At 40.3% G+C, this 18333-nt stretch carries 19 protein-coding genes; 6 read left to right on the forward strand and 13 right to left on the reverse strand.

Going from position 1 to position 18333, the window contains the following annotated elements:
* Nucleotides 1–17: 17 nt before the first annotated feature.
* Nucleotides 18–1352, reverse strand: a complete 1335-nt coding sequence (gdhA, locus tag C0033_RS13520; protein ID WP_103228407.1) for an NADP-specific glutamate dehydrogenase — start codon at nt 1350–1352, stop codon at nt 18–20.
* A gap of 275 nt (nt 1353–1627) precedes the next feature.
* Here gdhA and C0033_RS13525 point away from each other — a divergent pair, with 275 nt between their 5' ends.
* Complete coding sequence (locus tag C0033_RS13525) at nt 1628–2209, forward strand: biotin transporter BioY (protein ID WP_242984497.1); 582 nt, start codon at nt 1628–1630, stop codon at nt 2207–2209.
* A 74-nt stretch (nt 2210–2283) separates the two neighbouring features.
* Here the strand turns inward: C0033_RS13525 and C0033_RS13530 are convergent, their stop codons facing one another.
* The 3 genes from C0033_RS13530 to C0033_RS13540 are packed head-to-tail and all read right to left on the reverse strand — an operon-like array spanning nt 2284 to nt 4528.
* Nucleotides 2284–2784, reverse strand: coding sequence for a DUF4446 family protein (locus C0033_RS13530; protein WP_103228408.1), 501 nt, complete (start codon nt 2782–2784; stop codon nt 2284–2286).
* Nucleotides 2785–2807: 23 nt separating this feature from the next.
* Complete coding sequence (locus tag C0033_RS13535; RefSeq protein WP_103228409.1) at nt 2808–3758, reverse strand: ParB/RepB/Spo0J family partition protein; 951 nt, start codon at nt 3756–3758, stop codon at nt 2808–2810.
* The gene (locus tag C0033_RS13540; RefSeq protein ID WP_103228410.1) at nt 3758–4528 is read right to left on the reverse strand and encodes an AAA family ATPase; all 771 of its coding nucleotides are present in this window, start codon (nt 4526–4528) and stop codon (nt 3758–3760) included. The genes C0033_RS13535 and C0033_RS13540 overlap by 1 nt, the downstream gene beginning before the upstream one ends.
* A gap of 325 nt (nt 4529–4853) precedes the next feature.
* Here C0033_RS13540 and C0033_RS13545 point away from each other — a divergent pair, with 325 nt between their 5' ends.
* Nucleotides 4854–5804, forward strand: coding sequence for an alpha/beta fold hydrolase (locus C0033_RS13545; RefSeq protein WP_103228411.1), 951 nt, complete (start codon nt 4854–4856; stop codon nt 5802–5804).
* A 38-nt stretch (nt 5805–5842) separates the two neighbouring features.
* Here the strand turns inward: C0033_RS13545 and rsmG are convergent, their stop codons facing one another.
* From rsmG to C0033_RS13590, 9 genes are all read right to left on the reverse strand, one after another.
* Nucleotides 5843–6571, reverse strand: coding sequence for a 16S rRNA (guanine(527)-N(7))-methyltransferase RsmG (gene rsmG, locus C0033_RS13550; RefSeq protein WP_103228412.1), 729 nt, complete (start codon nt 6569–6571; stop codon nt 5843–5845).
* A 27-nt stretch (nt 6572–6598) separates the two neighbouring features.
* Entirely contained in the window at nt 6599–8467 is a 1869-nt protein-coding gene (mnmG, locus tag C0033_RS13555) for a tRNA uridine-5-carboxymethylaminomethyl(34) synthesis enzyme MnmG (protein WP_103228413.1), read from the reverse strand.
* Nucleotides 8468–8480: 13 nt separating this feature from the next.
* Nucleotides 8481–9857 carry a tRNA uridine-5-carboxymethylaminomethyl(34) synthesis GTPase MnmE gene (mnmE, locus tag C0033_RS13560; protein WP_103228414.1) on the reverse strand — a complete coding sequence of 459 codons (1377 nt, stop codon included), beginning with the start codon at nt 9855–9857 and terminating at the stop codon, nt 8481–8483.
* A gap of 86 nt (nt 9858–9943) precedes the next feature.
* Nucleotides 9944–10795 carry an RNA-binding cell elongation regulator Jag/EloR gene (gene jag / locus C0033_RS13565; protein ID WP_103228415.1) on the reverse strand — a complete coding sequence of 284 codons (852 nt, stop codon included), beginning with the start codon at nt 10793–10795 and terminating at the stop codon, nt 9944–9946.
* Between the two features lie 14 nt (nt 10796–10809).
* A complete protein-coding gene (locus C0033_RS13570; RefSeq protein ID WP_103228416.1) occupies nt 10810–12111 on the reverse strand; it encodes a YidC/Oxa1 family membrane protein insertase in 1302 nt (433 codons plus the stop codon).
* Nucleotides 12112–12156: 45 nt separating this feature from the next.
* Nucleotides 12157–12372 (reverse strand): membrane protein insertion efficiency factor YidD, encoded by a 216-nt coding sequence (yidD, locus tag C0033_RS13575; protein WP_103228417.1) that lies wholly within the window; start codon nt 12370–12372, stop codon nt 12157–12159.
* A gap of 4 nt (nt 12373–12376) precedes the next feature.
* Nucleotides 12377–12721 carry a ribonuclease P protein component gene (gene rnpA, locus C0033_RS13580; protein ID WP_103228418.1) on the reverse strand — a complete coding sequence of 115 codons (345 nt, stop codon included), beginning with the start codon at nt 12719–12721 and terminating at the stop codon, nt 12377–12379.
* Between the two features lie 99 nt (nt 12722–12820).
* Nucleotides 12821–12955: a 50S ribosomal protein L34 gene (rpmH, locus tag C0033_RS13585; RefSeq protein WP_103228419.1), complete on the reverse strand. Its 135-nt coding sequence runs from the start codon at nt 12953–12955 to the stop codon at nt 12821–12823.
* Nucleotides 12956–13163: 208 nt separating this feature from the next.
* On the reverse strand, nt 13164–13799 hold the full coding sequence (locus tag C0033_RS13590) for an ECF transporter S component (protein WP_103228420.1): 636 nt from the start codon (nt 13797–13799) through the stop codon (nt 13164–13166).
* A gap of 441 nt (nt 13800–14240) precedes the next feature.
* Between C0033_RS13590 and dnaA the strand changes: the two genes are divergently transcribed.
* The 4 genes from dnaA to recF all read left to right on the forward strand — a co-directional run bounded on the left by dnaA (nt 14241) and on the right by recF (nt 18327).
* Complete coding sequence (gene dnaA, locus C0033_RS13595) at nt 14241–15611, forward strand: chromosomal replication initiator protein DnaA (protein WP_103228421.1); 1371 nt, start codon at nt 14241–14243, stop codon at nt 15609–15611.
* Nucleotides 15612–15879: 268 nt separating this feature from the next.
* Entirely contained in the window at nt 15880–17004 is a 1125-nt protein-coding gene (dnaN, locus tag C0033_RS13600) for a DNA polymerase III subunit beta (protein ID WP_103228422.1), read from the forward strand.
* Nucleotides 17005–17020: 16 nt separating this feature from the next.
* Nucleotides 17021–17230 (forward strand): RNA-binding S4 domain-containing protein, encoded by a 210-nt coding sequence (locus C0033_RS13605; RefSeq protein WP_103228423.1) that lies wholly within the window; start codon nt 17021–17023, stop codon nt 17228–17230.
* Nucleotides 17231–17241: 11 nt separating this feature from the next.
* On the forward strand, nt 17242–18327 hold the full coding sequence (recF, locus tag C0033_RS13610) for a DNA replication/repair protein RecF (RefSeq protein ID WP_103228424.1): 1086 nt from the start codon (nt 17242–17244) through the stop codon (nt 18325–18327).
* The last annotated feature ends 6 nt before the right edge of the window (nt 18328–18333 follow it).

Here is an 18333-nt window from a genome sequence, read left to right on the forward strand (position 1 = left end):
TATACTATAATCAGGAATTATACAATACCCTGAGCCATCATAGCGTTGACAACTTTTTCAAATCCGGCGATATTGGCGCCTGCCACATAATTGCCGTCTACGCCGTAACGTTTTGCCGCATCTGCTGATTTCGCGAAGATATCAACCATAATGCTCTTTAATTTAGCGTCAACTTCTTCAGCTGTCCAGCTCAGTCTCTGGCTGTTCTGTGTCTGCTCCAGAGCAGATGTAGCAACGCCGCCTGCATTAGCAGCTTTACCAGGCATAAACAGCATTCCATTTTCTACGAAGAAGTTCGTTGCTTCTATTGTAGAAGGCATGTTTGCGCCCTCTGCAACTGCAAAGCATCCGTTTGCTTTCAATGTTTTTGCATCGTCTAAATTCAGTTCATTCTGAGTTGCGCATGGAAGTGCGATATCGCAAGGAATTGTCCAGATGCCCTTTCCTTCCGTATATACAGCTGTTGGAACAGCGTCCACATACTCTTTAATACGTCCGCGGCGGACTTCCTTAATTTCTTTAACCACATCCAGCTTAATACCATCTTTATCATAAATATATCCGTTGGAATCACTTAAAGCTACAACTTTAGCGCCTAATTCCTGAACCTTTTCAACCGCATAGGTAGCAACGTTTCCTGATCCGGAAATAACAACTGTCTTTCCTGCTAAATCCTTACCGTTATGCTTTAACATCTCATTCAGAATGTAGATCAGACCATAACCTGTAGCCTGTGTACGAACCAGAGAACCGCCGAATGTCAGTCCCTTACCAGTTAATACACCTTCATAATGTCCGGTAATTCTCTTATACTGTCCATACAGATATCCGATCTCTCTTCCGCCAACGCCGATATCTCCGGCCGGGCAGTCCACATCCGGTCCGATATGTCTGTAAAGCTCTGTCATAAAGCTCTGGCAGAACGCCATAACTTCTCTATCTGATTTTCCCTTAGGATCAAAGTTCGATCCGCCCTTACCGCCTCCAATTGGAAGTCCAGTTAAAGAGTTTTTCAATGTCTGCTCAAAACCAAGGAATTTTAAAATGCTCTGATTTACAGATGGATGGAAACGAAGGCCGCCTTTGTAAGGTCCGATTGCGCTGTTAAACTGTACGCGGTAGCCTTTATTGATCTGAACTTTTCCGTTGTCATCTACCCACGGAACTCTGAAGGAAATGATTCTCTCAGGCTCTACAAATCTCTCTAATACGCCTAAGCTGCGGTATTTTTCTTCATTTGCATCAATAACAAGCCTTAATGAATCCAAAACTTCTTTTACAGCCTGGTGAAATTCTTTCTCGCCAGGATTCTGCGCTACTACTCTTTCATAGATTTCATCAACATATGACATGATTTTTCTTCCTCCTTGTAAATCCATTTAGTCTACATACCTTTACTAGCCAGAAGTTTAATTACCACCTGTAAGGCTATTGGAAAAATTATAGCAATTCAGCGTATTAAAGTCAAGAAGCATATAATACTTTTTATGGCCACTTTTTTATTTTTTTTCGTGTTTTTTTCACGATTTAATGCGGTTTTTCATATTGTTAACCTTTTATTTATTATAGTTGACATTTCTTTTTTCTCATGTTACTATATTAACAATAAAATGAAAGGATTTCTTCTATGAATACTTCAAAATCTACCACTGTTTCTTCTAATAAAATGGCCACGAAAGATATCATTTTAACAGGCATGTTCGCCGCAATTCTGGCAGTGATCTCACAGATCTCCATTCCCATGCCCTCCGGCGTTCCTATTACAATCCAGGTATTCGGCGTTGCACTCGTTGGCGTGGTTTTGGGCTGGAAGTTCGGCCTTTTATCCACCTTAGTATATATCTTCATCGGAGCAATCGGAATCCCTGTATTTTCCAATTTTACAGGCGGACTCGGCATACTGACCGGAGTCTCCGGCGGCTATATTATAGCATGGCCAATTTTAGCCGGTTTATGTGGAATTCGCATTAATCGCTTATCAAAAATGAAAAATACTGCCCTAACCATTCTTTTATCTTTAATCGGTTTAGCGGCTGTTGAAATAATCGGCGGAATTCAATGGAGTTTTCTGTCCGGCATGACCCTTCCGGCAGTATTTACATATTCTATGGTAGCATTTGTTCCTAAAGATATTTTGATCACCGTTCTCGCTGTTATTGTAGGAAACCAGATCAGAAGGCCTTTGATTCTGGCCGGATATCTCAAATAAAATATCTTTTAAAAAAAAGAGGAAACCTCTGACGCCTGCTCGTCCCGGTTTCCTCTTTTTTCATTAAATTAATATTAGTATCCAAGCGCCTGTTCCAACGCCTCTTTTTCTTCATTTCCCAACAACACTTCTGTTTCACCTTTTACTACAGTTTTTACATACAGGTAACAGCCTTCTCTGCTATGGACTGTATTCAGTATAAATCCCGTATTATTGGAATCCAGCATTGCATATGCGAAACTCAAGTTTCCACCCATTCCCTTGAATGCATTATACCGTACTACACCGAATTTTTGATATGCGTTTTTTACGCTCTTATTAATTGTGCGGATTGCATCCTTATTTGCCCTATCCTCTGCTCTTAAACGTTTGATCTCTTCTACCTGGTCGTATATAATATCTTCTAAAGATTCAGCATCTTTTCCTCTCATAAACATATCATACCTTCTATATAGACGTTTCATCCGCACGAGGCAGCTGATCGCAACGATCAATGATATCAAAGATACCACTGCTAATCCAATAAAAATATAAGCTGGATCTATGGGCCAACTGTTAAGCATACTGTTTTCCATCTTATGTCCTCACTTCCACACCGTTATCTGATCGATTCAATTAACTCTACTATTCTTTCCAGTTCGGCTTCTGAATAATACTCTATTTCTATTCTTCCCTTATTTTTGTCTTTTTTATTAATAATTACTTTTGTTCCCATAATTTGTTTCATTCGATCTTCCAAATCATTATAAATAAAGCTCAAATCCTTTTCGGGTTCCTGAGCCTGATCTTTTTCTTTTTTGGGTTTCATCAGTAATTTCACTAACTTTTCAACTTCACGGACACTTAATCGCCCTACGACAATCTTTTCAGCGATCACATACTGCTGTTCTTTATCTTCTAATGAAAGTAAAGCCCTGGCATGTCCGCTGCTGATAACGCCTTCTGTCAGCATGGCCTGAACTCTGGGATCTAACTTTAAAAGACGCATACTGTTTGTAACAGCCGTTCTGCTTTTGGCCACTCTCACAGCGATCTCTTCCTGTTTTAATCCAAATTCTTCCATTAACTGCTGATAAGCCTGCGCTTCCTCAATTGGATTTAAATCCTCACGCTGAACATTCTCTATCAAAGCAATTTCCATACTCTGCTGTTTCGTATATTCACGGATGACCACCGGAACTTCCTTTAATCCCGCCAATTTAGCAGCTCTCCAGCGGCGCTCTCCAGCGATCAGCTCATATAAATTGCCCTTTTTCTGGACCAATAATGGCTGTAATACCCCATATTGTTTGATGGAATCAGCCAATTCCTGCAGTAATTCCTGGTTAAAATCTTTTCTCGGCTGCTGGCTGTTTGGTTCAATAGCCGTTATTTTAACAGTCAGTTCTTTTCCTGTCGCTGCTTCTGCTTCCTCTTCCTTCTTTTGTGGAGCTTTCGCTTCCACCTTTTTTTCTCTCGTAGGTGCCGGCTGAGATGATGGCTGCTGTTCCATCAGATCTTCTCCGAATAAAGCCCCTAATCCCTTACCCAGTCCATTTCTCTTAGACATTATAAATCTTCTCCTCTGCTAATTACTTCTGCAGCCAGCAGGCGGTAGCTTTCCGCGCCTGTAGACCTGGTATCATACAAATTAATCGGCATTCCATGGCTAGGCGCCTCTGCCAGCCTTACATTTCTCGGAATGATCGTTTTATAGATGTTTTGATTCAGATTGCTCTTTACATTTTCCACCACTTCTAAAGAAAGATTCGTTCTGGCATCATACATGGTAAACACGACGCCTTCCATCTCCAATTTCGGATTTAGCTTTTTCTGAACCAATCCCACCGTTTTTAATACCTGGCTCAGACCTTCCAATGCATAATATTCGCATTGAATGGGCACTAATACAGTATTAGCTGCTGTTAAAGCGTTTATTGTCAGCAAACTTAATGATGGCGGACAATCTATGATAACAAAATCATAATTTTTTGCTATTTTGGTCAGGTATTTTTTAAGTAATTTTTCTTTGTCGTCAATTTCAAGCAGTTCAATCTCGGCTCCTGCAAGGTTTACATTGGATGGCAATACATCCAGGTTCTCCTGTACATCTTTTATCAAGCACTGATCAATTTTACAGTCGCCTATTAATAATTCATATACGGTATTATCAATCTGCTCTTTTTCTAATCCGAGACCACTGGTAGCATTTCCCTGTGGATCAAAATCTACTGCCAGTACTTTTTGTCCTGCTTCTGCTAGACAAGAAGAAAGATTAATCGCTGTTGTTGTTTTTCCAACACCGCCCTTTTGGTTTGCGATCGCTATAATACGTCCCATAATATTTCCTTTCTTAACATATGCTAGTCAGATTTAGGCATGTGCTTTTTCTACATAAAATCACAAATAGAAGTATAACACATTTCACTTTTTTTTCATATGCCTTACATTAAAAAAGATGCTATATTTTCTAAATAATTGTTGCGTTTTACAGTTTATTGAGCTTACCTGCCAATAAATGTTTCACGTGAAACATTATACCATCAAATCCATGCGAATAGTAACGAGTAACCAAGTTTAAGAATAATTTAATATGTTTTGCGTTGTATATGCTTACAGATTATACTATAATAACAATTAGAATTCCTTATAGGAGGATTGCCAATTGAAAGCCAGAAATAAACTTTTAACACTCTTAATTGTATCGTCGGGAGCTGCCGCAGGCACCGCTCTTTTGAATAAATGTATAGCCATATCAGCAGGTTCAAAAAACGTATTATCAGAACCCGAATCCCGCTGTTATAAATGGCGTTTAGGTAATATTCACTACACAAAGACTGGTTCAGGAAAACCTTTATTATTAGTTCACGATTTAACTTCCGCATCCAGTGGATTTGAATGGAATTTCTTAGTCAATAAACTATCGGAAAATTTCACTGTTTACACAATCGATTTACTTGGCTGCGGAAGATCTGAAAAACCGTATTTAACCTATACTAATTATCTTTTCGTTCAGCTTCTTTCCGAATTCATTAAGTCAGAAATTGGCCATCGAACTGATATTATAGCAACAGGAGCTTCCTCTTCTATTGCTGTCATGGCATGCAACAACAGCCCGGAATTATTTAATCAACTTCTTCTTATCAATCCGGAAGATCTGTCTACCTGCAACCATATACCGGGTAAATATTCTAAGTTTTATAAAGCATTTCTTGATCTGCCAATTTTAGGAAGTTTGATTTACAATATTGCCAACAGCAAAGAAGCGTTGAAGAAGGAATTTGCAGTGAATTACTTCTTCAATCCATACTCAGTGAAGAATTCTTATATAGACGCTTATTACGAGGCCGCCCATTTAGGCGATTCTCCAAAATCCGTCTTTGCCAGCGTTAAATGCTACTACACCAAGTGCAATATTATTAATGCGTTAAAGAAAGTGGACAACAGTATCTATATTCTGGGCGGATCGGAAGTCTGCCATATTGATGATATTATCAAAGAGTATAAAGAATATAACCCCGCCATAGAATCATCCATGATTCCCAATACAAAACAGCTTCCTCAGATGGAAAATCCAGCCGAGGTGCTAAAGATAATCAATATGTACTTTGCATAAAAAGAAGGAGATGTTTCACGTGAAACATCTCCTTCTTTTTATAATGGTTCTTTTGACGGTAATCCTGCTTTTCTCGGATACTTTTTAGAAATAGGTTCAATCTTCTTTATCTTCACAAAAGATCTTTCAACATCACTTCCAGGAAGTAAAAAAGTGGTCACATCCTCTGTTTTACCGCTTAAAAGCTTAATCGCCGATTTCCCCTGATTCAGCTCCTCTTCTATCTTCCCTGATTTGTAAGAAACAAAATATCCTCCCACCTTCACAAAAGGCAGACAATATTCGGATAATGTAGAAATATTGGCCACGGCTCGTGATACACAGAGATCATATTTTTCCCTATATAAGGGGTCTCTCCCATAATCCTCTGCCCGTCCATGAATCGTAGAAATCTCTTTCAAACCTAACTTATCGATCACTTCATTCAGATACTTGATCCTCTTATTCAAAGAATCCAACAAAGTGATCTTCAATCCGGGATATGCAATCTTTAACGGTATTCCAGGAAATCCGGCTCCCGTTCCTATATCAATCACAGTTCTGTCCTTTTCTCCTAAATCATCAACCGACTTTATCAAAGATAAACTATCTATAAAATGTTTGGTCACAACTTCATCCAGTTCCGTTATAGCGGTAAGATTCATCACCTTATTCCACTCAATCAACAGCTCATAATAATCATAGAACTGTTCCAACTGTCCGCTGTTCAAGGACAAATTCAGATCATCCAATCCGCCTTCCATCAACTCTTTAAATCGCTCTGTCATATATTTTCCTCTCTAGTGAAACAGATTCTAGTGAAACAGATGTACCAGCAACACAGAGATATCCGCCGGAGAAACTCCCGAGATTCTGCCAGCCTGTCCTACAGACATGGGTTTATAGGAATTTAACTTCTGAACCGCTTCTTTTCTCAATCCCTGAACTGTACTGTAATCGAAATTAACATCCAGTTTTTTGCTCTCTAACTTCTTAAACTGGGAAACCTGCTGTTTTTGACGGCGTATATATCCGTCATATTTAAGATTTATATTCACCTGCTCTATCACATCATCCGGCAGTTTAACCCTGTCCGGATCAATTTCCGCTAATTTATCATAATCCAATTCCGGCCGCTTTACCAATTCGGCCAACGTACTTCCCGATTTCAATAAAGTACTGTTATTTTTTTCCAGGAACTCCTGTATCACGCGGTTTGCACCTATAGTAGTCTGCTCTAAGCGGCTGATCTCTTTTTCAATCATTTTCTCTTTTTCCAAGAGTTTTTCATATCTTTCATCACTGATCAGCCCAATATCATGGCCAATTTCCGTCAGTCTGAGATCCGCATTATCCTGACGCAGAAGCAAACGGTATTCTGCTCTGGAAGTCATCATACGGTAAGGTTCGTGATTTTCTTTTGTAACAAGATCATCAATCAGCACTCCAATATACGCTTGAGAACGATCTAATACATATGGTTCTCTTCCCAACACTTTCATGGAGGCATTCACACCCGCCATAAATCCCTGAACCGCCGCTTCTTCATATCCCGAACTGCCGTTAAACTGTCCGCCGCTGAACAATCCTTCAATATTTTTAAATTCCAACGTAGCTTTTAATTGTCTGGAATTAATACAATCATATTCAATTGCATATGCATTTCGAACAATTTTGACATTTTCTAATCCGGGCACTGTCCGGTACATTGCATACTGTACATCTTCCGGCAGAGAGCTGGACATGCCGCCCAGATACATCTCATTGGTATAAAGCCCCTCCGGTTCCACAAAAAGCTGGTGGCGGTTTTTGTCCGGGAATTTGACCACTTTGTCCTCGATAGACGGACAGTATCTCGGTCCGGTTCCTTCAATGGCGCCTGAAAACAACGGCGAACGGTCCAGGTTTGCCCTTATAATCTCATGAGTTTTTTCATTGGTATAAGTCAGCCAGCAGGATACCTGATCCTTCTGAATGGATTCCGGATCTGTTGTAAACGAAAATGGCACCACTCTCTCATCGCCGAACTGCTCTTCCATCTTAGAAAAGTCAATACTTCTCTTATCCACTCTGGCCGGAGTTCCCGTTTTAAAGCGGAACATCTCAACGCCGTGCTCCTTTAAGGAATCCGTCAGATGATTGGCAGCCTGAAGGCCGTTTGGCCCAGTCGGGTTGCTCACATCTCCATAGATACATCTGGCCTTTAAGTACGTACCTGTGGCCAAAACTACGGCTCCCGCATGGTATACAGCTCCCGAATATGTTTTCACCCCGGTTATTCTACCGTCTTCCACAATAATATCGGATACCTCCGCCTGTCTGATGGTCAGATGATCCGTATTTTCCAGAGTTCTTCTCATCTCCCTGGAGTATTCCTGCTTATCCGCCTGAGCTCTTAAAGAATGGACCGCAGGTCCTTTTGATTCATTCAGCATTTTAGACTGAATAAATGTTTTATCTATATTTTTACCCATCTCGCCGCCCAAAGCGTCCAGTTCCCTTACCAGATGTCCCTTCGAGCTGCCTCCTACGTTAGGATTGCAGGGCATAAGCGCGATGCTGTCAACGCTGACCGTAAACATGATGGTTTCCAGACCCAGTCTGGCTGCGGCCAAAGCGGCCTCACAGCCCGCATGTCCGGCGCCGACAACAACGATATCATATGTTTCTTCCAGATTCGGCATAATTATTTCCTTCCTATTTTCCCATACAGAACTTGCTGAAAATCTCATTTACCAGATCATCTTCCACCGCTTCTCCGATTATGCTTCCCAAACTTTCATATGCATCCATCAGGTCTATGGAATAAAAATCCTCCGGCATTCCATTATCAATACTTTCCTGAACCATATTAAGACTGTTTAACGCATCTGTCAAAGCTTTTTTGTGTCTAATATTGGTAATATATACCTCATCGTTAAAATCAATCTCTCCCTGATAGAACAGGGATTTGATCTCTTTTTCCAATTCTTCAATGCCGGTCACTTCTTTTGCGGACACCGGAATTACCTTCTGCCCTGTCTTTTTCTCCAGCTCCTCCTTAGAAATCACCATGTTAAGATCCGTTTTATTCAATAGAATAATCGATTTTTTATCCTTAATCAGATCAATTATTTTTTGGTCATTATCATCCAGTTCACAGGACCCGTCCACCACATAGATGATCAGATCCGATTCATCTGCAGCCGACTTGGCCTTTTTCACGCCGATCTTTTCCACCACGTCCTCAGTATCCCTGATTCCCGCGGTATCCACCACATTCAAACTGATTCCCTGCATCCTGATATGCTCTTCCAACGTGTCCCTGGTGGTTCCGGCAATATCCGTAACGATGGCCCTCTCCTCTCCCGCCAGCACATTCATAAGAGAAGATTTTCCCGCATTGGGCTTTCCGAGAATCACCGTTTTAATGCCTTCCGACATCACCTTTCCGTTATCCGAAGAGGCCACCAGTTTTTCGACTTCCTTCACAACCGGTCTTAACACTCCTGACAATTCTTCTGAATACCCGTCTAAGGAGATGTGTTCCGGATCGTCAAGGGCGGATTCAATATAAGCGATATGATAGATGATCATCTCCCGCAGTTCCTTAATCTTCTTGGACACCGCGCCGCTTAACTGGCTGACCGAACTCTGCAGCGCATACTGGTTCTTGGCATTAATCACATCAATAACAGCTTCTGCCTGAGAAAGGTCAATTCTTCCATTTAAAAATGCTCTCTTTGTATATTCACCTGGTTCCGCCGGCCTGGCTCCATGCCTGATCACCGTTTCCAGAATCTTTTTCATCATCAATACGCCGCCATGACAATTGATCTCAATGGTGTCCTCGGCCGTATAGCTGTGCGGCCCTTTCATGACCATGACCAGCACTTCATCTATCACTTCATCCCCATCACAGATATGTCCATAATGAATTGTATGGGATTTTGCTTCTTCAATCTTTTTTCCATTCTTAGCCCTGAATATCTGATCCGCTATCTCAAATGATTCCGGCCCGCTTATTCTGATTATTCCAATTCCTGAACTGCTCACAGCTGTTCCAATCGCAGCAATTGTATCTGATTTTACCATATCTTCAACCTTTTCTTTTCAATGAATGAAACAAAGGGCTTGAGGTGTCCGGCATATATGCCATAAAACATCCCAAACCCTCGGTTTTATTTTTCAGAATTGTATCTGTCTTTTTTACTGTTTTCTCTCTTTAAAGAGATCACAACATGTCTGAATGGTTCCTCTCCTTCACTTCTCGTAACCACATAACGGTCACTCTGAAGTGCGGAATGAATAATTCTTCTCTCATAAGGATTCATCGGCTCCAAAGATACGGACCGCTTTGTCCTCTTAACCTTATAAGCAATGTTCTTTGCCAAGGTTTCCAATGTTTCTTTTCTTCTCTCACGGTAATTTTCCGTATCCAGCTTAACTCTTACATATCCTTCGCTTTCCTTATTAACAACAAGGCTTACAAGATACTGTAAAGAATCTAAGGTCTGTCCTCTCTTACCGATCAGAATTCCCATATCATCGCCGGTCATATTAACGGATAATTCTTTTTCACCTTCATCATAAGAAGCGTCAATCTGAACTTCCATTCCCATAGCGGCAAATGTATCCTTTAAAAACTTCTCTGCGCTGCCAACAGGATCTAACACTCCTTTGGGTGCAGGCTCTTTCGCCGGAGCGGTTTTTGTCTCAGCTTTTTTATCTGCTTTCTTCTCTGCTTTTACAGGTTCTTTAACAGCCGGTTTCTTTTCTTCTTTAACTGCCGCTTTTTCTTCCTTTTTCACAGAAGCTTTTAATGCGTCGTTTTTCGCTTTTTCAATTTCTTCCGGTTCCATAACTCTTGCACTTATAACAGCGTCCTTCGCACCTATAAAACCAAATAATCCTGAACTTCCCTTTTCGATCACTTCATAATGAATATTATCGCTGGCAGTTCCAAGTTCTATTGCTGCTTTTGTAATCGCGTCACCTACAGTTTTTGCATGAACTGTAATTGTTTTATTCATACCGGACCCCCTCCTTATTTGTTGTGCTTCTCATTATACTTCTGAACCATATTTGCCTTCGCAGCCAAACTGCCCGGCTTTGCATTCTGATTATAATAATTGGTGGATTCCTTCACGATCTCCTGAGTCTTTTCCAATTTTTTCGCTCTTTCAGCTTCTTCTCTCTCAGCAGCGGCCTGAATATTCTTCAAATTAGCGCTGGCATTCTGACTGACCTTTGCAGGCGGAAGTCCCTGTTTCGCACGCTTTTTATTGGCTTTCTCAACATTTTTAGCAATCATCTCATCTATATCTACTTTGTTAAGATAAGAGTTAACTGCCAACTGCTGTACAACCTGAACAGCACTGCTGGCTACCCAGTAGATACCGATAGCTGCCGGGAATGTGAAGCAGAAAAATGCCGACATAAGAGGCATCATGGTGTTCATGGTCTTCATGGACTGTGCTCCAGGGGTATCTTCACTCATAGACTGTGTGGAAGTCATAAGTTTAGTACTGTACCACTGTGTCAAACCAGCTAAAACCGGGATAAGCCATGCTAATGTAGGCACAAAGCCTGTCCAGGGTGAAGTAGCCAGGTTAATTCCAAGGAAGGAATTCATGCTCTCAATCTGCGCCGCATTTGTATTAATAACATCCGCTGCGCTGTGGAATGTGGGATCATTGGCAAGTGCAACCCACTGAGCCGGGTTTAATTTATATAAGATATCAATCATCTTATTGCCAAGCGCGGTTCCTGTAACGCCTGTCAGGTCGCCGATGGCATTCATTCCCGTTAAAGGAATGCTGTTTGCGTTCGCAAAATTAACAAGATTAGTTGCAGCGCCCTCTGCTAAGTTGGAAATACTGTCAACACCGCTGATCGCTGTAACAACCTGGGCAAAATACATCTTAACGGATTCTACATATGCCGGAATATTATAAATAACCCGGTACAATGCAAACAGGATAGGCATCTGGATAATAAGCTGTAAACATCCGCCTGTCATGGAAGTTCCATACTTTTCATAAACAGCTTTTGTTTCCACGTTCATCTTCATCATGGAATCCTGATCTTTTTTGTCCTTATACTTCTTCTGAATTGCCTGAATCTCCGGCTGCATAACAGCCATCAGTTTGCTTGATTTCTGCTGTTTCAGAGTAAGCGGGAACATGATCAGCTTAATAACAATTGTAAATAAAATAATACATAAACCGATGTTCATCACACCAAAAATACTGGTAAAACGGAATAATGCATCCATGATGACACCTAAAACATTAGCAATCGGGCCTAACAAAAAGCCTCCTGTTTTAGTCAATACTAAGAAATCCAATGAATTACCTCCTCAAATGATTCACAGCCGGGCTGTGAAATTGTTCTACGGGACAGGATCATAACCGCCTTCGGCCCAAGGATGACACCTGAGTATCCTTTTAACAGCCAACCATGTACCTTTTAATACACCATACTTTTGAAGTGCCTCAATGGCGTATTGAGAACACGTAGGTGTATAAATACAGTGAGTTCTTACTTTTAAAGGTGAAAGAAATATCTGATAAAACCTTATCATCAATATAAGTATTTTTTTAATCATAAGATCACTTCGATTCTTTTTTAATGTTATGAAGTCCACATAGGTGCAGATATGCACTCTCGATTAATTTGAAATCTGATTCTTTTGCTGCCGGTCTGGCAACCACTACGATGTCTAATCCCTTATCCAACATGTTTTCATTCAGACGAAATATTTCTCTTATTAATCTGGTGATATGATGCCTGACTACGCTGTTTCCAACCTTTTTACTGACGGAAATTCCAATCCGGTTCTCATCTCCGCCGTTTTCTTTCACGTACATGATTAATAATTTGTTTGCATAGGACTTTCCGGTTCTGTAAACCTTTTGAAAATCACTATTCTTCTTTATCGAATTAAAATGTTTCAAATCGTCCTCCAAAATAATGATAGAAGACAATGAGAACCGGAAACAAATCCGATTCTCTTATGTCAAAAAAAGGCCACAATCACTTGCGGCCTTGGTTCATTAAGCTGATAATTTTGCTCTACCTTTTGCTCTTCTGGAAGCTATTACTTTTCTTCCGCCCGGAGTACTCATTCTAGCTCTGAAACCATGAACTTTTGATCTCTGTCTGTTTTTAGGCTGAAATGTCATTTTCATATCTGTGCACCTCCTCTAACTATAGTTATCTAAATCAATGTAATTTGAATTAAACACATTTAGACTATTTTAATTAAACATCCCCTCAATTATATAGAAAACATGCCGCTTCGTCAAGTAAAAAAGAAAAAAAAGGGGATGGTAAATTTACCACCCCCACAATATGTATGTGCTATATTATGAATTACAAGATTTAGTATCCTCTATATTATTGTTTCACTTTAAATAAAGCGCTTGCCAAAGCTAATGTCAGGATTCCTGCCAGAATCGCCTCAGGAATTCCGTTCATACATATTACACCCAGGATCACCATATATAATCCCTTAAACGCTTTTCCGGAAGCTTCCGCGTACCGCCCTCCGAAAAAAAGATAGATAAAATTCATAACGAGCAGCGTATTTGTCAACGAACCTGCAACCCCTGCCGTAATAAACGCAAGGTATCGCTTTCTGTGTCCCCAAAGCTTAATCAGGGCCTCATACACATAATAGGCCACCACTCCAATCAAAATTCTGGGAACCAAAGGTATGATCGTACTTCCCACAATATTTACAAAGCTCACACCGTTAATGCTCACATTTGTAAATGGTGAAAAAACAAAAGAAGTAACGATGGGTGCCGTCGTACTTTTCCACACGCTAGTGAGTCCGAACACAAGACCAAGAAACGCGCCACTTTTCGGTCCAAGCAATATGGCTCCGACAATGACTGGTATGTGAATGATGGTCGCATTCATGAATCCCAGCGGAATATACCCAAGGAAAGGCACAAACGCCATGATGATGATGATGGCCATAAATACAGCCGTCACTACCATGTTACGGGTTTTTTCCAAACTATTCATTTTTTTCCTCCTGCTACTGTTCTTTTAAAAAGATACAATGCAATAATATAGTCACAGCCAAATTATAGAAACTTTCTGTATACATGTCAATGATTAATTTACATAATCACTTTTCCGGCCTTTATCTTGTGGATAATGAGTTAATTTACATAATGTTATCCCCAAAATGTTGATAAGTTGTGGATAATAATCTGAATAAGTGGCATTTTTATTCACAAAGCAACGAAAATATCAATATTTCCGACTATTTGAGGATAATGTTGATAACTTTTCCATTTATTGTTATTCCACATCGTTTACACAATATTTCCCCAGGGCTTTCACATAGTTATCCACAATATTTTTTTATAAACATTGAAAATTTATTGGATTTAGTATACAATGGATTTAGATTGGGTAAATGTGCGAATTTACCTTTTATTATAGTTTAGGAGAGTTGACATGATTGATGAAATAAAAAAGAAATGGGACCAAATCCTTCAATATTTAAAAGAAGAATACGATATTTTAGATATATCTTTCAATACATGGCTTCTTCCGCTAAAGCCATACGACATTGAAAACAACGTTTTAAAGATTCTGGCCTCCGACGCCAACATGATCAGCTATATTAAGAAGAAATACAGCGTGCTCCTTCAGATTGCAGTCGCTGAAGTGACCGGAATCAACTGTGAGATAGACATTACATTGGAAGAACTGGTTCAGCCAAAGCCGGAAAATAACAAGGTTCTCATCAATTCAAAGCCGGCAGATGTCAGCCCTACCGCTATCCAGAATGCCAATTTGAATCCAAGATATACATTTGACACCTTTGTAGTCGGCGCCAACAACAACTTAGCCCATGCCGCAGCGCTGGCTGTCGCCGAATCACCGGGAGAGATCTACAACCCTCTCTTCATCTACGGAGGCGTTGGACTTGGAAAAACCCACTTGATGCATTCCATCGCTCACTTTATATTAAAGAATAATCCGGAAGCCAAGATTTTATACGTAACTTCTGAAAAATTTACGAATGAGCTGATCGACGCCATCCGTAACAAAAACAATATATCCACAACTGAATTCAGGGAAAAATATCGTAACAACGATGTACTTTTAATCGACGATATTCAGTTTATCATCGGTAAAGAAAGTACACAGGAAGAATTTTTCCACACCTTCAACACTCTGTACGAAGCAAAGAAACAGATCATCATATCTTCCGATAAACCGCCGAAAGATATCGAAACGCTGGAAGAAAGGCTTCGTTCACGTTTTGAATGGGGACTTACCGTGGACATCCAGTCCCCTGATTATGAGACAAGGATGGCCATTTTACGTAAAAAAGAGGAATTAGAAGGCTATAATATTGATAACGAAGTGATCAAATACATTGCCACCAATATTAAATCCAATATCCGTGAGTTAGAAGGAGCCCTGACCAAAATCGTAGCCCTTTCCAAACTGGACAACAACAAAGAGATCAATATTGAGCTGGCCGAATTAGCGTTAAAGGACATCATTTCCCCTAACAGCGACCGTGAGATCACCCCGGAACTGATCATCCAGATCGTAGCCGATCATTTTGGCCTGACCCCTCTTGATATCTATTCTCAAAAGAGGAATAAAGAGATCGTTTATCCACGCCAGATCGTGATGTATCTTTGCCGCGATATGACGGCAGTTCCGCTGCAGTCCATCGGAAAATCCCTTGGAGGACGTGACCACACAACCATTATCCACGGTTCCGAAAAGATCGCCGCAGACCTTGCGAAAAACGATACTCTTAAAAATACAATCGAGATCCTGAAGAAGAAAATTAGTCCACAATAGGCTGTGGACTTCCTGTGGGTTTCCTGTGGATAAAAATGTGAAAATCGTGGCCACTTAATCCTATGTGGATAACCTCAAAGTTATTCTTAAATGATTTGACACTTATTCACATACCTTTAAACATGGCCAAGCCCTTAAAAATCTTTTATTTTAAAGGAATTTTAAGTTTATACACAAACTCACACCCCCTACTACGAATGCTACGGAAATCTATTCTATAAATTACTTTCTTACATGACCAAAAAACGAAAAGGAGTTATCAACAAATATGAAGCTTACATTCAAAAAAGACGACCTTCTTAATGGCATAAACATCGTTCTTAAAGCAGTGCCTTCAAAAACAACGCTTCCTATTCTGGAATGCATCTTAATCGATGCCAGCGGTACGGATATCAAGCTCACCGGCAATGATATGGAACTGGGTATCGAAACCAAAGTAGAAGGCATTATTGAAGAACGTGGAAAACTGGCTCTTGAATCCAAACTTTTTTCAGAGATTATCCGCAAACTCCCCGGAGGAGATGCGATGGTCACCATTGAAAGTGATAAAGATTTAAGGGTGATCATCACCTGCGACAATTCCGTGTTCAATATTCAGGGACAAAGTGCGGAGGGATATTCCTATCTTCCTTATATAGAAAGAGATCATTATATCTGCCTTTCCCAATTTACGTTAAAAGAAGTGATCAGACAGACTATTTTTTCCATTTCTGTCAATGATAGTAATAAGATGATGACCGGCGTTTTGTTCGAAGTCAATGACAACGAATTAAAACTTACATCTTTGGATGGCCACCGTATTTCCATCCGTAAGATCATCTTAAAAGACAGTTACGAATCCAGAAAAGTGATCGTACCCGGCAAAACCCTCAGCGAAATCAGCAAGATTTTAAATGGGGACAATGATTCCGAAGTGCTTTTATTCTTCAGCAGCAATCACATTTTGTTCCAGTTTGACGAGACAATCGTGGTTTCCCGCCTGATCGAAGGAGAATATTTCAAGATCAACCAGATGCTGTCCAACGATTACGAGACAAAGATTAATATCAACCGCAAAGAGCTGTTGGATTCCATCGAGAGAGCCAGCATTTTGATTCGTGAAAGCGACAAAAAGCCGATTATTCTGAAGATTTCCGACAGCGTTATGAAACTGAGCCTGAAAACCGTTTTTGGATATATGAACGCCGAGGTTTTGATTCATAAATACGGCAAGGATATGATGATTGGATTTAATCCGAAATTCCTGATCGATGCATTAAGAATCATCGATGACGAAGAAGTTACCATCTATATGATGAATCCAAAAGCACCATGTTATATCAAAGACGACGATGAAAATTACATCTACCTGATTTTACCGGTTAACTTCAATCAGGCGGAGTACAACGATTAGTGCTCAGGAGGCATCTATGGAAGTCATTAAATTAAGAGACGAATATATAAAGCTTGGCCAGGCCTTAAAGGCCGCAAACCTGGTGGAATCAGGTGTTGACGCCAAGTTTGCCATTGAAGACGGCCTTGTAAAAGTCAACGGCGAAGTGGAGTATCAGAGAGGTAAAAAGCTCAGAGACGGAGACGTGGTCACATTTGACGGCAATACTATAAAGATTGAAGCATAAGGAAAGGTTCCATGATTATTGAATCTGTAGAGTTAAAGAATTATAGAAATTATGACGAACTACATATGGATTTTAGTCAGGGAACCAATATCCTATATGGTGATAACGCTCAGGGAAAGACCAATGTGCTGGAGGCCATCTACATGGCCTGCACCACCAAGTCCCACCGCGGGAGCAAAGACAAGGATATCATCCAGTTTGAGCGGGATGAATCCCATATAAAACTGAATATAAGAAAAAACGACGTTCCGTACCGGATTGATATGCATTTGAAGAAAAATAAAGCAAAGGGAGTCGCTGTCAACGGCATCCCCATACGCAAGGCAAGTGAATTATTCGGCATCGTGAACGTGGTGTTTTTTTCGCCCGAAGATTTAAATCTGATCAAAAATGGGCCTTCTGAAAGAAGAAGGTTTATTGACCTTGAGTTATGTCAACTAAACAAGCTGTACGTACACGCCCTAGTCCAGTATAACCATATTGTCATTCAAAGGAACAAGCTGTTAAAAGAGCTTGCATTCAAACCGGAATATGAAGAAACGCTGGATATATGGGATATGCAGCTGGTTCAGTACGGCAAAGAGGTGATCAATTACCGGAGGGAATTTATCGACAGACTGAACGATATTATAAAAGAGATCCATTTACAGCTGTCCGGAGATAAAGAAAATCTTGATATCCGTTACGATCCAAATGTTACGCCTGACCAATTTGAACAGGCCTTAAAACGAAGCCGTTTTCAGGATATCAAACAGAAAACCACCCTTACAGGACCACACCGGGACGATATCAGTTTTTATGTAAACGAAATCGATATCCGCAAATTCGGTTCTCAGGGCCAGCAGAGAACTGCAGCGCTTTCCTTAAAGCTGGCAGAAATAGAACTAGTAAAACGAATGGTACATGATTATCCGATTCTTTTATTGGATGATGTGTTATCGGAATTGGACGGTAACCGTCAGAATCATCTATTATCCGTAATCAATCATATACAGACCATGATTACTTGTACCGGATTAGAAGATTTCATTAACAACCGTTTTAAGATCGATAAGATATTCAAAGTAATCAATGGAACAATATTAAGCGAAAATTAGGAGGAA

It is taken from the genome of Clostridium sp. chh4-2, from assembly GCF_002899675.1.
In the GTDB taxonomy this organism is placed as follows: Bacteria; Bacillota; Clostridia; order Lachnospirales; family Lachnospiraceae; genus CHH4-2.

What these genes read in the sequence shown, in the direction of transcription:
- gdhA (WP_103228407.1), bottom strand. Translation starts at nt 1,352, where the DNA reads ATGTCATATGTTGATGAAATCTATGAAAGAGTAGTAGCGCAGAATCCT.
- C0033_RS13590 (WP_103228420.1), bottom strand. Translation starts at nt 13,799, where the DNA reads ATGAATAGTTTGGAAAAAACCCGTAACATGGTAGTGACGGCTGTATTT.
- rsmG (WP_103228412.1), bottom strand. Translation starts at nt 6,571, where the DNA reads ATGACAGAGCGATTTAAAGAGTTGATGGAAGGCGGATTGGATGATCTG.
- C0033_RS13605 (WP_103228423.1), top strand. Translation starts at nt 17,021, where the DNA reads ATGGAAGTCATTAAATTAAGAGACGAATATATAAAGCTTGGCCAGGCC.
- C0033_RS13540 (WP_103228410.1), bottom strand. Translation starts at nt 4,528, where the DNA reads ATGGGACGTATTATAGCGATCGCAAACCAAAAGGGCGGTGTTGGAAAA.
- jag (WP_103228415.1), bottom strand. Translation starts at nt 10,795, where the DNA reads ATGAATAAAACAATTACAGTTCATGCAAAAACTGTAGGTGACGCGATT.
- yidD (WP_103228417.1), bottom strand. Translation starts at nt 12,372, where the DNA reads ATGATTAAAAAAATACTTATATTGATGATAAGGTTTTATCAGATATTT.
- recF (WP_103228424.1), top strand. Translation starts at nt 17,242, where the DNA reads ATGATTATTGAATCTGTAGAGTTAAAGAATTATAGAAATTATGACGAA.
- C0033_RS13525 (WP_242984497.1), top strand. Translation starts at nt 1,628, where the DNA reads ATGAATACTTCAAAATCTACCACTGTTTCTTCTAATAAAATGGCCACG.
- mnmE (WP_103228414.1), bottom strand. Translation starts at nt 9,857, where the DNA reads ATGGTAAAATCAGATACAATTGCTGCGATTGGAACAGCTGTGAGCAGT.
- mnmG (WP_103228413.1), bottom strand. Translation starts at nt 8,467, where the DNA reads ATGCCGAATCTGGAAGAAACATATGATATCGTTGTTGTCGGCGCCGGA.
- rpmH (WP_103228419.1), bottom strand. Translation starts at nt 12,955, where the DNA reads ATGAAAATGACATTTCAGCCTAAAAACAGACAGAGATCAAAAGTTCAT.
- C0033_RS13530 (WP_103228408.1), bottom strand. Translation starts at nt 2,784, where the DNA reads ATGGAAAACAGTATGCTTAACAGTTGGCCCATAGATCCAGCTTATATT.
- dnaN (WP_103228422.1), top strand. Translation starts at nt 15,880, where the DNA reads ATGAAGCTTACATTCAAAAAAGACGACCTTCTTAATGGCATAAACATC.
- dnaA (WP_103228421.1), top strand. Translation starts at nt 14,241, where the DNA reads ATGATTGATGAAATAAAAAAGAAATGGGACCAAATCCTTCAATATTTA.
- C0033_RS13535 (WP_103228409.1), bottom strand. Translation starts at nt 3,758, where the DNA reads ATGTCTAAGAGAAATGGACTGGGTAAGGGATTAGGGGCTTTATTCGGA.